16 protein-coding genes are annotated in these 15,113 nt (G+C 69.9%); 2 read left to right on the top strand and 14 right to left on the bottom strand.

The genetic code is table 11. The annotated features are described in order from the left end of the window. Nucleotides 1-14: 14 nt before the first annotated feature. Genes tatC through F8566_RS14510 form a run of 5 tightly spaced genes read right to left on the bottom strand, consistent with a single transcriptional unit; the run spans nt 15 to nt 3,596 of the window. Complete coding sequence (gene tatC, locus F8566_RS14530) at nt 15-887, bottom strand: twin-arginine translocase subunit TatC (RefSeq protein ID WP_225993172.1); 873 nt, start codon at nt 885-887, stop codon at nt 15-17. Between the two features lie 55 nt (nt 888-942). Beyond that, on the bottom strand, nt 943-1,323 hold the full coding sequence (gene tatA / locus F8566_RS14525; RefSeq protein WP_151560737.1) for a Sec-independent protein translocase subunit TatA: 381 nt from the start codon (nt 1,321-1,323) through the stop codon (nt 943-945). 28 nt (nt 1,324-1,351) lie between these two features. Further along, nucleotides 1,352-1,573 (bottom strand): hypothetical protein, encoded by a 222-nt coding sequence (locus tag F8566_RS14520; protein ID WP_225993171.1) that lies wholly within the window; start codon nt 1,571-1,573, stop codon nt 1,352-1,354. Nucleotides 1,574-1,596: 23 nt separating this feature from the next. Next, nucleotides 1,597-2,631 (bottom strand): helix-turn-helix transcriptional regulator, encoded by a 1,035-nt coding sequence (locus F8566_RS14515; protein ID WP_151560735.1) that lies wholly within the window; start codon nt 2,629-2,631, stop codon nt 1,597-1,599. Beyond that, a complete protein-coding gene (locus F8566_RS14510) occupies nt 2,628-3,596 on the bottom strand; it encodes a helix-turn-helix transcriptional regulator (protein ID WP_151560734.1) in 969 nt (322 codons plus the stop codon). The genes F8566_RS14515 and F8566_RS14510 overlap by 4 nt, the downstream gene beginning before the upstream one ends. A gap of 61 nt (nt 3,597-3,657) precedes the next feature. On the opposite strand from F8566_RS14510, the gene F8566_RS14505 reads away from it, so the two are divergent. Then, entirely contained in the window at nt 3,658-4,740 is a 1,083-nt protein-coding gene (locus tag F8566_RS14505) for a DUF3866 family protein (protein WP_151560733.1), read from the top strand. 108 nt (nt 4,741-4,848) lie between these two features. Here F8566_RS14505 and F8566_RS14500 read toward each other — a convergent pair whose 3' ends face one another. From F8566_RS14500 to prcB, 6 genes are all read right to left on the bottom strand, one after another. Beyond that, complete coding sequence (locus F8566_RS14500) at nt 4,849-5,373, bottom strand: DUF3291 domain-containing protein (protein WP_151560732.1); 525 nt, start codon at nt 5,371-5,373, stop codon at nt 4,849-4,851. A gap of 32 nt (nt 5,374-5,405) precedes the next feature. Continuing rightward, nucleotides 5,406-6,083 carry a helix-turn-helix transcriptional regulator gene (locus F8566_RS14495; protein ID WP_151560731.1) on the bottom strand — a complete coding sequence of 226 codons (678 nt, stop codon included), beginning with the start codon at nt 6,081-6,083 and terminating at the stop codon, nt 5,406-5,408. A gap of 40 nt (nt 6,084-6,123) precedes the next feature. Further along, complete coding sequence (locus tag F8566_RS14490; RefSeq protein WP_151560730.1) at nt 6,124-7,068, bottom strand: FKBP-type peptidyl-prolyl cis-trans isomerase; 945 nt, start codon at nt 7,066-7,068, stop codon at nt 6,124-6,126. A 139-nt stretch (nt 7,069-7,207) separates the two neighbouring features. Continuing rightward, nucleotides 7,208-8,566 carry a Pup--protein ligase gene (gene pafA / locus F8566_RS14485; RefSeq protein WP_151560729.1) on the bottom strand — a complete coding sequence of 453 codons (1,359 nt, stop codon included), beginning with the start codon at nt 8,564-8,566 and terminating at the stop codon, nt 7,208-7,210. A 193-nt stretch (nt 8,567-8,759) separates the two neighbouring features. Next, entirely contained in the window at nt 8,760-9,449 is a 690-nt protein-coding gene (prcA, locus tag F8566_RS14480) for a proteasome subunit alpha (protein WP_151560957.1), read from the bottom strand. Nucleotides 9,450-9,470: 21 nt separating this feature from the next. Then, nucleotides 9,471-10,337 (bottom strand): proteasome subunit beta, encoded by an 867-nt coding sequence (gene prcB / locus F8566_RS14475; protein ID WP_225993170.1) that lies wholly within the window; start codon nt 10,335-10,337, stop codon nt 9,471-9,473. Between the two features lie 125 nt (nt 10,338-10,462). On the opposite strand from prcB, the gene F8566_RS14470 reads away from it, so the two are divergent. Then, nucleotides 10,463-11,983 (top strand): hypothetical protein, encoded by a 1,521-nt coding sequence (locus tag F8566_RS14470; protein ID WP_151560727.1) that lies wholly within the window; start codon nt 10,463-10,465, stop codon nt 11,981-11,983. On the opposite strand, the gene F8566_RS14465 is transcribed toward F8566_RS14470, so the two are convergent. From F8566_RS14465 to dop, 3 genes are all read right to left on the bottom strand, one after another. After that, entirely contained in the window at nt 11,940-13,034 is a 1,095-nt protein-coding gene (locus F8566_RS14465; protein WP_151560726.1) for an endonuclease VII domain-containing protein, read from the bottom strand. The genes F8566_RS14470 and F8566_RS14465 overlap by 44 nt on opposite strands. A gap of 105 nt (nt 13,035-13,139) precedes the next feature. Next, on the bottom strand, nt 13,140-13,349 hold the full coding sequence (locus F8566_RS14460; protein WP_151560725.1) for a ubiquitin-like protein Pup: 210 nt from the start codon (nt 13,347-13,349) through the stop codon (nt 13,140-13,142). A 220-nt stretch (nt 13,350-13,569) separates the two neighbouring features. Further along, nucleotides 13,570-15,087: a depupylase/deamidase Dop gene (gene dop / locus F8566_RS14455; RefSeq protein ID WP_192809678.1), complete on the bottom strand. Its 1,518-nt coding sequence runs from the start codon at nt 15,085-15,087 to the stop codon at nt 13,570-13,572. Between the last annotated feature and the right edge of the window lie 26 nt (nt 15,088-15,113).

Below are 15,113 nucleotides of genomic sequence, written 5' to 3'. Positions count from 1 at the left end.
CGCCGGCCCGTCGTTCAGCGCCGCCGGTCTCCGCGGCCCTGCTCTTCCCGTTCCAGCTCGGCGTCGATCTCCTCCAGCTCGAGCGGGGAGATCTCGTCGTCCGACAGGCCCTCGTAGGGATCGGGCCGCCGGGCCTTGCGCCGGTCGTTGAGGAACGCCAGGACCGCCGACACCTCGAACAGCACCACGGTCGGCAGGGCCAGCGCCAGCATGGTGAACGGGTCGGCGCTCGGCGTGGCGACCGCGCTGAAGACGAAGATCCCAAAAATGATCATCCGCTGTGAGCGGCGGATGCGCGACGAGCTCAGCACCCCGGCCAGGTTGAGGATCACCACGAACAGCGGCAGCTCGAACGTCAGGCCGAAGACCAGCAACATCGCCAGGACGTAGCCGAGGTAGTGGTCGACCGTGATGAGCGCCGAGACGTCGTCGGGCACGAAGCCCAGGAAGATCGACAGGCCCTTGTCGACGGTGATGTAGGCCAGCGCCGTGCCGATGAAGAACAGCGGGATCGCCACGCCCATGAACACGTAGGTCCACCGGCGCTCCCGCCGGTACAGGCCCGGCGCCACGAAGGCCCACAGCTGGAACAGCCAGACCGGCGAGGAGATCACCATGCCGATGATGAAGGCGATCTTCAGCCGCAGGAAGAACGAGGAGAAGATCCCGTTGACGACCAGCGAGCACGTCCTGCCGTTCAGGTCCTTCGACTGCGGCAGGGAGCAGTAGGGCTCCTTGAGGAAGTCCCAGACCGGCGTGAAGAAGATCCACCCGATCACCGTGCCGACGAGCAGGGCGAGGATCGCCTTGATCAGACGGTTGCGCAGCTCACGGAGGTGGTCCATGAGCGGCATGCGGCCTTCGGGGTTGGCGGCCTGATTGCTCATCGTCTTCATCGTCGTGGGGGGTGGCTCGGACCCGTCTTTGCGCTAGAGGGTGAGGTCAGGACTTGCGCGTGCGGCTCGGGTCCACGGGGACGCCCTGGATCGGCTCACCCGAGGGGAGGGCGCTCTGCGACCGGGGCGCGGCCTCCTGCCCGGCGGCCTCGCGCTCCAGGCGGGCAGCCTCGGCGCGGAGCTGGGCGGCACGGTCGCGCGCGGCGTCCTGCCCGGCGGCATCGGCCGTGCCGGCGGTCTTGGACTGGGAGGCCTGCTTGTCCTCGGACTGCTCGTCGTCGTCCTCACGCAGGCCCTTGGTCTCGGCCTTGAGAATCCGGGCCGACTTGCCAAGGGAGCGCGCGAGCTGCGGCAACTTCGCCGATCCGAAGATCAGAACGACGACCAGCAAGATGATCAGCAGCTCGGGGGTCCCGATGTTCGGCATGCGCAATCCTTTTCAGAGCAGGTGGTACTCAGGTCGATCGTACGCCGTCTTCGGGGTCTTGTGTCTCTCGTGCGTCCCTGAGTGTGTGAAGTTCATCCTGCAGCGTGGCCTGTTTGGGCTCGAGTCGCCGCCGGGTCCGTTCGAGTTCACGTCCCAGCCGGCGAACGCCCAGGTAGACCTTGAAACTGCAGTAGGCGAGGATGGCGATGCCGACAAAGCCCATCGCCACCGCCACCGGAACCCACGCCACGTCCGTCACGGTAGCGGAAGGCCCTACGCCTTGTCGTATCGGACGGCCGCGTCGTACCGGGCCGCCTTGTCGTACTGCGCGAGCGCGCGGACCGCGTCGGATCGGATCTCCGCGGCCAGCTCGGACGGGGCCACCACCCTGCCCTGGTCGCCCAGCCGCAGGGCGAGCCCCCGCACCCAGCGCGTGTCGGGCGTGCGGAGGACGATGCGCAGCCGCCCCTCCCCCAGCTCCTCGACGCTCTCGCAGGGGTAGTAGTCGGCGACCCAGCGGCCCTGCGGGGTCAGCTCGAGCGTGACCCGCACGTCGCCCGGCGACGGCCGGAACAGCCCGGCGTCGACGTCGATCGGCTCGGCGTCGTCGGGCACCTGGGCGGGCACCTCCAGCACGGTGAGATCGCGGATCCGGTCGAGGCGGAAGACCCGCACCGCCTCGGCACGACGGCACCAGCCCTCCAGGTAGGTGTTGCCCTCCACCACCAGCAGCCGCATGGGGTCGACGTCGCGCTCGGTGTTCTCGTCGCGGGCGGGCACGTAGTAGCTCAGGTGCACTCTGCGCTTGCGTGACACGGCCTCACGGAGGGTGGCCAGCGTGTCGCCGCGGGCGTCGACCTCGACCGAGACCTGGCTGCTCACCGTGGCGGCGGCGCCGGCGGCGCTCTCCAGCTTGGCGATCACGCGGCTGAGGGCGTCGCGGTCCTCCAGGTCGGGGATGCCCGCCAGCATCCGCAGCGCCACCAGCAGCGCGCTGGCCTCGTCCACCTTGAGCCGCAGCGGCCGGGCGATCGACTCGGCCTCGGTGACGATGATCTCGCCGCCCTCGTAGGACAGGTCGATCGGGCAGTACGGATCGGGCGCGCGCAACTCCACACACCAGAGCAGGTTCAGATCGTCGATCAGCTGCTTCTCGGTGACGCCGAACGCGGCGGCGGCCTGGTCGAGGGCCACCGAATCGCGGTTGACCACGTACGGCACCAGGGCCAGCAGCCGTCCCAGCCGGTCGGTGGAAGTGGTGCTGCTCCCTTTGCCCTGCGTCGTCTTGCTCTGCGTCGTCTTGCTCATTGGTCGCTCCCCGCCAGGACGGCCTTCAGCTGCTGGATGACCGCCTCGCGCAGATCCGGCGGGTCGACGACCACGATGTCGTCGGCGAACCGGGCCAGGTAGGGCGCGAACCGGTCGACGTCCCGGAACGTGAGGACGGCCTCGTCCCAGCCCTTCCCCACCGGGTGCACGTTCTTGGCCCACTGCCGGGGGCCCTGCGCGGCGCCGGTCCGCAGCCGGACGGTGGCCGGGCGCGGCTCGGCCACCGGGTCGCCCCAGGTGAAGGCGATGCTGCGCACGTCCACACCCGGGGGGACGGTGACGCTGCCCGCGGGCCCGTCGGCGGCGACCTCGCCGGTGATGCGGCTCAGCCTGAACACCCGCGTCTCCTCGCGGTCGCGGTCATGGCCGACGACGTACCAGCGGCCGCGGCGGCTCACCACGCCCCAGGGCTCCAGGTGCCGGCGCGCCACCGAGGTCCGGCCGATGCCCTGGTAGTCGAACGCCACGGGGCGGCCGTCCCGGACGGCCTCCCACAGCGCCGGGAAGGCGGGATCGCCGGTGTCGACCCGCGGCTCGATGCCGAGGCCGGTCGAACCGTCGGTCTCGACGCCCGCCGCGCGCAGCTTCAGCAGCGCCCCCGAGGCGGCGTCGGCCATGCTGGCCCGCTGCCAGACCCGGGCGGCCAGGCCGAGCACGGCGGCCTCGTCCGGCGTCAGATGGATGTCGGGAAGCTCGTAGGCCTGCGGGGGGATGCGGTAGCCGATCTCCTCGCCGCCGCCGCCCTGCTGGTCGCTGCCCACCTCCAGGGGCACTCCCAGCTCGCGCAGCTCCTCCTTGTCGCGTTCGAACATTCGCTTGAACGCCTCGTCGGAATCGGGATAGCCGGGCACCGCCCGGCGGATCTGCTCCGCTGTCAGAAAGCGCCGGGTGGCGAGCAGGCAGACCACCAGGTTGAGCAGGCGCTCGGTCTTGCGCCGCGACACTTCGCCACCACCCTCTCCGCAATGAGCCACTTCTCCCGATCAGGACGCTACCGTTTTCGGCGTGATCCGATGGCGCAAAGGCACAGTAGAGGGCGTCCGCCGCGAATGGCCCGGGGCGGTCGAGCTTGACGTCACTGTCGAGGGTGACGGCATCCGCCGGGCGCTGGCCTATCCCGCGCTGGTGGGACGACCGGAGCCGGGCGACGCCGTCCTGCTCAACACTACGGCCTTGGCGATGGGATTGGGCACCGGCGGCTACGCCATGGTCGTCGCGATTCCCGACCGGCTGCCGCCCGACCCGTCCGGGCCGGGTCACCTGGTCAAGGCCCGCTACACGCCCCTCCAGGCCACCGTGCTCGGCGCCGACGAGCAGGACTCCCCGCACCACGAGCTGCTGCGCGAGGCCGACTCGCTGGACGGAATGCCCGTGATCGTCGCCGATCTGCATTCGGCGCTGCCGCCGATCCTGGCGGGCCTGCTGACCGACCGGCCGGGCGCCAAGGTCGTGTACGTGATGCCCGACGGCGGCGCGCTGCCCTCCTGGTTCTCCATGTCGATCGGGCGGCTCCGGGACGCCGGGGTCCTGAGCGGGGTGGTGACCGCGGGCCAGGCCTTCGGCGGCGATCTGGAGGCCGTCACGGTCCACACCGGCCTGCTGGGCGCCCGCCTGGTCCTCGGCGCCGACGCCGTGGTGCTGGCCCAGGGACCGGGCAACCTCGGCACCGGCACCCGCTGGGGATTCTCCGGTGTGTCGGCCGGGGAGGCGGTCAACGCGGCGGCCGTCCTGTCGGGCCGCCCGGTCGGGTCACTGCGGGTCAGCGAGGGCGATCTGCGCGAACGCCACCAGGGCGTCTCCCACCACAGCCTCACCGCGTACGGGCGGGTCGCGCTGGCCAGGGCCGAGATCGTCGTCCCGGAGCTCGGCGGCGAGTTCGGCACCAGGGTCGCGTCGCAGGCCGCGACCCTGGGCGAGCGCCACGACCTGATCCCGGTGGGCGTGGAGGGCCTGGAGGACGTGCTGCGCACCGCCGAGAAGGACTGGGGCGTACGGATGTCCACGATGGGCCGGCGGCTCGACGAGGATCTCGCCTACTTCCTGACCGCCGCGGCGGCGGGCCGCCACACCGCGGCCCGCCTGGCCTGACGCCTGCACACAGACGCCTGCACAGACGCCTGGATCGACGTCTGGATAAAGGCCTGGCCGCCGCCGATGGATAAAGGCCTGGCCGCCGCCGACCTGCCCGGCGGGGTTTCAGGCCGCCGGGACCTCCACGTCCGCCGGGGTGAACGCCTCCCGGAACGTGAAGGCGCGCGGCGAGGGGCCCTCCGCCCGCAGCAGCTCCAGGCGTTCCAGTGCCTCGTCGACCGTCGGGATGTGCCCGGCGGGGATCCACCACAGCACCTGCATCGGCCGCGTGGGCCGTTCGAACCACTCCCCGCGCCGCCGCAGCGCGTCGAGGTGGCCGCTGCGGTAGGTGTAGTCCCACAGCGCGTCCTGGCTCTCCCACACCGTCATGTTGACGATCGTTTCGGGACCGAGCGGCTGGATCGAGGTCGCGTCCTCCCCTGACTCGTCGACCAGGCGCCAGACAAAGCCGGGCCAGCGTTCGGCCATTTCGTTGATCGGCTTGAGCCAGGCCACGAAGTCGGCGACGCGGGGGTCGTCGAGGGGGTACTTGAGTTTGGCGAGATTGAGCTGGGCCAGGTGGAACCGGGCTGCGTGATCATCGACGGTGGTCGCGTGATCATCGAAGGGAGCAGGGTGATGTCCGGTCATACGGCTCACCTCACCATGCCCGTGCTTCTATGTCAATCTTCATTATTTTTAGACTCTTCCACCACCGTGCAGCACAGTCCCGGCCTGGCGTCCATGCGTACCCGGACGCCCTCAGCGCCCTCCAGAAGGCCTTCGAGCAGGGCCAGGTTCATTCCGCACACCAGCGGCGGGAAGCGCTGAGAGAGGGCGTGGAACGGGCAGTTGCGCATGCGGATCACGGCGCCGCCCTCGTCCTCCTCAAGCCGAGGCTCATAGCCGCGGCTTGCCAGCAGTCCCGCGACGGCCTCAAGACCGCCCTCCAACTCCCCCTCGGGCCGGTCATCGCCGCGCAGGGCGCGTCCCTGCCTGCGCGCGGCCTCCTGGAGCTCAGCGTCCAGCCGGGCCGCCTCGGCGACCTCGGCCAGGAGGTCGGCGGCCGTGCGGTAGTCCCGGGCGGGCAGCGAGAACTCGTGCTCGGCGGCGGCCCGGCGATAGAGCTTGGCCGGACGCCCCGCCCCGGGCCCCGACCGCCCGGTCAGGCGCCTGCTCTCGGTCTCCAGCAGGCCCGCGGCGGCGAGCTTGTCCAGGTGGAACGCCGCGAGAGTGCGCTGGACCCCCGTGCCCTCCGCCGCCTGGTTACGGCTCACCTCGTGGTCCTGGGCTGCCACGTATTCGTACAGGCGCCGCCGGACCGGGTCCTGCAGCACGGCGATCGCATCGATGTCCTCCACCCGGCCATTCTAAGAACAACCGCGCCAGGCGATAGAACCGCTAGTGGGCGCCGAGGACGTCGACGACGAAGACCAGGGTGTCGTCGCCCTTGATCCCGGCCTGCGGCAGGCCCTTCGCGCCGTACCCCAGCGCGGGCGGGACGACCAGCAGGACCCGGCTGCCGACCTTGCGGCCGAGCAGGCCGTCGTCCCAGCCCTTCACGACCTGGCCCGTGCCGATGGTGGTGGCGTACGGGCGGCCGCCGCTCCAGGAGGAGTCGAAGACCTTGCCGTCCCGCCAGAACAGGCCCACATACTGCAGGGCCAGCAACTGTCCCTTGCGAACCTCGGGCCCGGTGCCTTCGACGAGGACCTTCATCGCCAGCTTCTTCGGCGCGGCGACGCGCGGGACGGTCACCGTGGGGGCCTTGCCCGCCGCACCCTGCACCTTCGGCAGCTTCGGGTCGTTCAGCGGCTGCTCGCGGCCCTGCGCCCCGGCGGTCGAGGGGTAGACCGCCCGGACGTCGAGAACATAGACCAGCGAGTCCCCTGCGCCGACCTGGTGCTGGGCGTCGCCCTTGGTCCCGTAGCCGTCCTTCGGCGGGATCTTGGCCGCCACGCGGCCGCCGGCCCGGCTGCCCTCCAGCGCCTTGTCCAGGCCCTTCACGAGCTGCCCCACGGGGAACGCCCCGGGCTGGCCGGCCATGTAGGTGTTGGCGAGGAGCTTGTAGCCGCCGTCGCTCCACCGGTAGCCGACGTAGTCGGCCACCACCAGGTCGCCTTTGCGCGCAGCGGCGCCCTTGCCCTTCTCCAGGGTCTTGACCGCCAGCTCGTCGCCCGGCTTGTCCTTGGGGAACGAGACGTCCGGCCGCTGCCCCACGTCGCCCTTGACCGCGACCTGGAGGTCGCCGACGTCGTCGCCGAAGAGCGAGCAGCCGGTGAGCAGCAGGGGCATGACCAGGACGGCCGCCGCCGAGCGGCGGAGACCGGTGGGACGACGGCGCATGCAGGTCCTTCGGAGGTAACGGGTCCTTCAGGATGAGACTGGGGGTGGTGAGCCCGACAGGCGCTCACCTTACCCCCTGGTCACATCCCGGCTCTGTTACATCCCGGCCTTGTCATGCCCCAGTCATGTCCCGGCCTCGTCACATCCCGGCGATGAGCTTGTCCACCCTCTCGTCGACGGAACGGAACGGGTCCTTGCACAGCACGGTGCGCTGGGCCTGGTCGTTGAGCTTGAGATGCACCCAGTCGACGGTGAAGTCGCGGCGCTTCTCCTGCGCCTTGCGGATGAACTCGCCGCGCAGCCGCGCCCGCGTGGTCTGCGGCGGCACCGACTTGGCCTCGAAGATCTCCAGATCCTTGGCCACCCGCTCCACCGAGCCGCGCTTCTCCAGCAGGTAGTAGAGGCCGCGCTCCCGGTGCACGTCGTGGTAGGCCAGATCCAGCTGGGCCACCCGCGGCGAGGACAGCGGCAGATCGTACTTGCGCCGGTAGCGCTCGATCAGCTGGTACTTGGTCACCCAGTCGATCTCGCGGGACACCAGGTCGAGGTCGCCGGTCTCCACCGCGCGCAGCGTCCGCTCCCACAGGTCCAGGACCCGCATGGCGACCTCGTCGCCACCGCGCCGGTCGACGAAGTCCTTGGCCTTGCCGAAGTACTCCTTCTGGATATCCAGCGAGCTGGCCTCACGGCCGTTGGCCAGCCGCACCTTGCGACGCCCGGTCATGTCATGGCTCACCTCACGGATCGCGCGGATCGGGTTCTCCAGCGTCAGGTCGCGCATGACCACGCCGGCCTCGATCATGCGCAGCACCAGGTCGGTCGCGCCGACCTTGAGCAACATCGTGGTCTCGCTCATGTTGGAGTCGCCGACGATCACGTGCAGCCGCCGGAACCGCTCGGCGTCGGCGTGCGGCTCATCGCGGGTGTTGATGATCGGCCGGGACCGGGTGGTGGCCGAGGAGACGCCCTCCCAGATGTGCTCGGCGCGCTGCGACACGCAGTAGACGGCGCCGCGGGGGGTCTGCAGCACCTTGCCGGCCCCGCAGATGATCTGCCGGGTGACGAGGTAGGGGATCAGCACGTCGGCCAGCCGGCCGAACTCGCCGTGCCGTCCGACCAGGTAGTTCTCGTGGCAGCCGTAGGAGTTGCCGGCCGAGTCGGTGTTGTTCTTGAACAAGTAGATGTCGCCGGCGATGCCCTCCTCGCGCAGCCTGCGCTCGGCGTCGACCAGCAACCCCTCCAGGATCCGCTCGCCCGCCTTGTCATGCGTCACCAGATCGATGACGCTGTCACACTCGGGCGTGGCGTACTCAGGATGGCTACCCACATCCAGGTACAGCCGCGCACCGTTGCGCAGGAACACATTGCTGCTGCGACCCCACGAAACCACCCTGCGGAACAGATAGCGCGCCACCTCATCGGGTGACAACCGCCGCTGACCGCGGAAGGTACAAGTGACGCCGTACTCGTTCTCAAGCCCGAAGATGCGCCTGTCCACACCCAGACCCTATGCGGCCGGGCACCGACTTGGCAGTCTCTGAAGCCCCTGGTTTCGCAGGGCCATCCGGCTTCCCGGCCCGCCGCCTTTACAATGTAGATCACTAGCGGGACGCGGCGAACCCGCCGTGACCGCGCACGATGCGGGTCACGACGGGTCCGGCACGCGGATCACGCGCGGGATCAGGGCAAGGTCAGGAGGCGTCCTCGCCGAGCAGGCTCTCGATCCGGGCCGCCGGCAACCGCCTGAAGAGCCGATGCTCGCGGTTGCGGTCCAGGACCGCGACCTCAAGGGACTTGGCCTCCAGATGCCGGTCGGAATCCTGCGCCTCCAGCGACTGCACCGCCGCCTTGAGCGCCTCCGCCAGCGACATGCCCTCCTGGAAACGATCCTTCAGCGCCTGCGCCACGGCCTCGGCCTGGCCCCCCATCGCCACATAGCCGTGCTCGTCGGCCACCGAGCCGTCGAACGTCAGCCGGTAGATCTGGTCGGAGGACGCCTCCACGCCCACCTCGGCCACCACGAGCTCCACCTCGTACGGCTTGTTGGTCTCGGTGAAGATCGTGCCCAGCGACTGCGCGTACACGTTGGCCAGACCCCGCGCCGTCACGTCGCGCCGGTCGTACTGGTAGCCGTTCACGTCGGCGTACCGCACCCCGCCCAGCCGCAGGTTCTCGAACTCGTTGTACTTGCCGACCGCCGCGAACGCGATGCGGTCGTAGATCTCGCTGATCTTGTGCAGCGCCCGGGACGGGTTGTCGGCCACGAACAGGATGCCGTCGTCGTACTGCAGCACGACCACGCTGCGGCCACGCGCGATCCCCTTGCGCGCATAGTCCGCCTTGTCCTTCATCTGCTGTTCGGGCGACACGTAGAACGGCATGGACACCGGTCTGGATCCCTTCTATCGCAGCGGGGCGGTCGGCCCGCCCGGCGAGTCGTAACGCCCGTCGACGACGGCCTGCGCCATGGCGCCCACCTCGTCCTCACCGAGCCTGCGGTACCCGTCGGCCGTCACCGTCGCGACCACCGGGAAGATCCGGCGCGTCAGATCCGGCCCGCCGGTCGCCGCGTCGTCATCGGCCGCGTCGTACAACGCCTGCACACAGGCCAGCGCCGCGTCCTCCGGCGACAGCTCGGGCCGGTAGAGCTTCTTCAGCGCGCCGCGCGCGAACACCGAGCCCGATCCGATCGAGTAGAAGTCGCGCTCCTCGTACCGGCCCCCGGCCGGGTCATAGGAGAAGATGCGCCCGGTGTCACGCTCCTCGTCATATCCGGCGAACAGCGGCACCACCGCCAAGCCCTGCATCGCCATGGCCAGGTTGCCCCGCACCATGGTGGCCAGCCGGTTGGCCTTACCTTCCAAGGAGAGCGTCCGGCCCTCCATCTTCTCGTAGTGCTCCAGCTCGACCTGGAACAACCGCACGATCTCGATCCCGATCCCGGCCGTGCCGGCGATCGCGATGGCCGAGAACTCGTCCGCCCGGAACACCTTCTCGATGTCCCGCTGGGCGATCACGTTCCCCGCGGTCGCGCGCCGGTCTCCCGCCATCACCACCCCGCCGGGGAAGCTCACGGCCACGATCGTCGTGCCGTGCGGGATATCGTCCCCCACCGGGGACACCGGAGGCGTCCGCCGCCCGGGCAACATCTCCGGGGAGTACGCCCCCAGGAAATCCGTGAACGAGGACGTGCCCGGATTCATGAACAACCCCGGCAGACGTCCGGTGTGCGATTCGTGGGACGCCACGCGACTCCTTCCCTCCACCATGGCGCCGGCTCCCCCTGACGAGCTCACCGGCGCGGACGCCTATGACCCTACTGTTCCAACGACCGCCGCTGCATGCCTCGTGATCCTTACCGTAGTCAGCCGAGGGCGAACCCCGCCCCCGCGCCATGTCGACGACGCCGCACTACGATGACGACGTGGTGTGGGGACCCCATGACGGCCCGCAGGGCCCGCCTCCCGGCCGGCCTGGCTGGCCGAGCCCGCTCGGGCAGCCGACGTGGCCGAGCGCCCCGGGACAGACCGCCTGGAGCCGCCCGTACGTGCCGCCGCAGGCACCCGCCGAGCCGGCGGTGCCGGAGCCGCCCGCCGACGCCGATCCCTTCACACGCGCCGAGCACGCCGTCCGGGCGACGATCGCGGCGCCCTGGTGGCGGGCGGCGACGCCGGTCCAGCGCCAGCAGGCGCTGCTCCCCCGGCTCCTGTCGCTGCCCGACCACAGCTGGTGGCTCTACGGGGCCTGGGCCCGCTGGTACCGGTGGCATCCGGCGGACGGCCGCTGGTTCCCCGCTCCCCCGCCGCGGTCAGCCGCCACCCGGGAGGCCGCGCGCCCGGGGCAGCCGGCGCCGATGATCGCGGCGGAGATCCTGCCCACCGGGCCGGACTTCGCCCAGGACTACGGGCTGCCGCTGTCGGTCACCGGAAGCCCGGTCTCCGGCGCGCTGCTCTTCCGGCTGCGCTCGGTGGTCGCCGAGGCCGCGCAGGCCCCGCCCGCCGACTACCCGCTGGGCTGGAGCCACTTCCTGCACGGCACACCCAGCACGGTCGCCGCCACCTGGAGCTCCATGCTGTGGTGCGCCTCCGTCCCGGTCTTCGACCCCGATCTCGACCTCAGCCTGCTCGGACTGTGGGAAGCCCACCTCGCCCAGCCGCTCGGCACCGGACGGCTCCGGTGGCTCCCTCCCCCGCCGCTCCACACCATCCTGAGCCTGTACGCCGAACGCCTCCGCGCCGGACGCCCCGACGCCGCGAACCAACTGGTCCGCTGCATGGTCATGACGGCACAGGCCCTCCGCGACGATCCCCGTTTCCGGATCAGGGCCGCCGCGCTGCTGTCCATGATCGAACCGCTCCAGGCCAATCCCGCCCTGGACCATCGGGCCCTCCCGTACGGCGACCAGGCCGTGGAACGCGAGTGGCACAGGCGGTGCGCGGCGCCCCTGGCCGCGTCGCTCTTCGCCGACTCGGCCCCCGGGGAGTGCTTCCAGCTGGCCTTCTACGACTTCGCGACCGCCCTGACGCCCCTGTGCGGCGACACCGGGGAGCCTGCCCACCTCGAACCCCGCCACGCCGCCACGGCCCTCCTGGCCGCCGACATGGCCGGTTACCGCCCGGACCTCGCCACCCCGGTCGGCGGCTGGCTCGATCCGGAACTGCGCGCGCTTCTCAGCGCGGTCATCGACGACCCCGCCCACGAACTGCGCAGGCTATGGCCCGCGCAGGGCCGCCTCCCGGATGCTCTCGGGCCCGACGGCACGGACAGCACGGACGGCACGGCGGCCACGATCGAGGCCCTGAGCGGCGCCGCCGCGACCGCGATCGCGTGGACCCGGCTGGCCGGCGGCATCCCCCTGCCCCCGGACGGATTCACCGTGGCGAACGCCTTCGCCGCCCACCTGGACGGCCTTTAAGCCTCGACGAACTGACCGGGCGGAATGACAGGACGGGCCTGGAGAGCGGGCTGAGAGAGCCGTCCGAACAGGCGAAAGGCCTGTCCCCGGTGTCCCCGATGTCGGGCGTGGCATTGGGAACATGTCTCGTCGTCGTCGCCCCGCCGGACCCGTGTTCCTCCAGATAGTCCGCAGCCCGGCGCAACGTGACCGGATCATCCCTGAGCTGCCCCATCCCCGAGTTGCACTCCGGGCAGAGCAACCCTCGCACAGCCCCTGTCTCATGACAGTGATCGACGTGAGCGGCAGGTGCCGACAGGCAGAGGGGGCACTCATCCCCCCGTTGCAGCACGAGCCGGATCACATCCCGGGGGCTGAGACCATGCCGCGCGATCATTCGCGGCGTGAGACGATCAGCCCCGAAACCCCACAACAGCAGAGTACGGAACGATTCTTCATCGGCCGGCTCCCGTTGGAAGCCCTTGGCGTGCCGTTCCAGATAGGCCGCGGCCGCACGCATACGGCGTGGATCATCACCGAATTGACCGAGCGCGCCATTACAGCTAAAACACAGAAGCCCACGGACCTTTCCCGTCTTGTGGTCGTGGTCCACATGCTTTGCGGCGCCACTGAGGCAGATGGCACAGAGACCACCCTGCCGGGCGGCCATCTGAGCCACTTCCTGTTCGGTGATCCCGTAGCGCAGCTTGAGCAGGTAGTTGCGCTCACTGCCATGGGTGCGCTGTTTGATCTCTGCCATGGTCGCCGTGTGGCATGGTCGGCAGTAGGCCGCGAGCCCCGACTTGGTCGCGCGATTGCGGCCGAATGCTTTGAGAGGCTTGACCTCCCGGCACTGGGGGCAGTACTTCATGCCCTCCGGCACTGCCGAGTACCTGCGATAGGGCCTCGTCTTCTTGCCCAGCTTCTCCTGGCCTCCTCGATAGGAGGCGGCGTTACGACGCCCGAAACATTCTCTGCAGTAAAGCGCAAGGCCGTCGGGAGAGGCCTTGCGCTTCCAGAACTCCGTGGCGGGTTTGACCTCGCCGCAGTCCCGACATTCCTTGGATGCCATGGCGGTGACTTTACCGTGCATCCTCATCTGGTTTAACCGTATGAAGTTAGGTGGTCACGAGACACCGGTCATTCACCATGGGAACCGCATGTCCGATTTATCGTATTATTGGCCGCCTTTTTGGACATACGACCTGACAAATTCCTCTGCGTTCTCTTCGAGAACTTCGTCGATTTCGTCCAGAATGGCGTCTACGTCGTCGGTGAGCTTGTCCTGGCGTTCCTGGACCTCGCTCTCGGTCGCGGCCTGGGTCTCCTCGGTCTCTTCGGTGCGCCGCGTGGTCTGCTTCTGACCGCCGCTGTCCTTCGTGGCCATCCCGTACCTCCACTCTGCCGGTGCCCCCAACCCTATCTCCGATCACCGGCGGCGAGCGGATGTCGCCGTCCGTTTCGCCGCACGTGCGGCGAGGGGGCCTGCTGGGGTTATCGCCGGTCCGGGAATCGCTGAAACGGGCAAACCAGTCACGAACGCGGGACGGGCGGGCGCCCCGCGCCCGCCCGTCCCGGGCGCCCCGCGCCGACTCTGGTCGGTGAAATCAGCTCTGGCCGGTGAGAGTGGCGACGAGGTCCGCGGCGGTACGGCAGCGGTCCAGGAGCGGCCCCACGTGCTGCTTGGTGCCGCGCAGGGGCTCCAGGGTGGGCACCCGCTGCAACGACTCCCGGCCGGGCACGTCGAAGATCACTGAGTCCCATGAGGCGGCGGCCACCGAGTCGGCGTACTGCCGCAGGCACCGGCCGCGGAAGTAGGCCCGGGTGTCCTCGGGCGGGTCCTCGATGGCGGCCTCGACCTGTGGCTCGGTGACGATCCGCTCGATGCGGTCGCGGGCCACCAGGCGGTTGTAGAGCCCCTTGTCGGCGCGGACGTCGGAGTACTGCAGGTCGACCAGTTGCAGGCGCGGGTGGGACCAGTCGAGGCCGTCCCGGCTGCGGTAGCCCTCCAGCAGTTCCAGCTTGGCCACCCAGTCCAGCTCACGGGAGAGCTGCATGGGGTCCTCACCGAGGCGGTGCAGCACCGACTCCCAGCGGTCGAGGACGTCCTTGGTCATCTCGTCGACGTCGGCGCCGAAGCGGTCTTCGACGTACTTGCGCGACTGCTCCAGGTACTCCATCTGCAGTTGGACGGCGGTCATCTTGCGGCCGTCGCGCAGCGTGAGAAGGTGCTTGCAGGTCGGGTCGTGCGAGACCGCGCGGAGGCCGGCCACCGGCATGTCGACCGACAGGTCCACGGTCAGGAACGAGTCCTCGATCATGGCCAGCACCAGGGCGGTGGTGCCGAGCTTGAGGTAGGTCGACACCTCGCTCATGTTGGCGTCGCCGATGATCACGTGCAGCCGCCGGTACTTCTCGGGGTCGGCGTGCGGCTCGTCGCGCGTGTTGATGATCGGGCGCTTGAGCGTGGTCTCCAGGCCGACCTCGACCTCGAAGAAGTCGGCGCGCTGGCTGATCTGGAACCCGTCGCCGCGCCCGTCCACGCCGATGCCGACCCGTCCGGCGCCCGCGACGACCTGCCGTGACACGAAGAACGGGGTCAGATGGCGGACGACGTCGGCGAACGGCGTCTCCCGCTTCATGAGGTAGTTCTCGTGGCAGCCGTACGAGGCGCCCTTGTTGTCGGTGTTGTTCTTGTAGAGCTGGATGGGGTGCGTGCCGGGCACCAGCGCGGCGCGCGCGGCGGCGTCGGCCATCACCCGTTCCCCCGCCTTGTCCCAGATCACCGCGTCGAGGGGGTTGGTGCACTCGGGCGCGGAGTACTCGGGATGCGCGTGGTCGACGTAGAGCCGGGCGCCGTTGGTGAGGATGACGTTGGCCAGGCCGAGGTCTTCGTCGGTGAGCTGGGTGGGGTCCGCCACCTCCCGGGCCAGGTCGAACCCGCGCGCGTCGCGCAGCGGGTTCTCCTCCTCGAAGTCCCAGCGGGCCCTTCGCGCCCGTGCCGCCGATGCCGCGAGGTAGGCGTTGACGACCTGGGAGGAGGTCACCATCGCGTTGGCCCCTGGCTGACCGGGTACGGAGATGCCGTACTCGGTCTCGATGCCCATCACCCGCCGAACACTCATATCGTCGAGCCTATCGGGGCGGAGGG

Origin of the sequence: Actinomadura rudentiformis (assembly GCF_008923185.1) — a bacterium.
Lineage (GTDB): Bacteria > Actinomycetota > Actinomycetes > Streptosporangiales > Streptosporangiaceae > Spirillospora > Spirillospora rudentiformis.
This window is presented reverse-complemented; position numbering and strand designations above follow the sequence as displayed.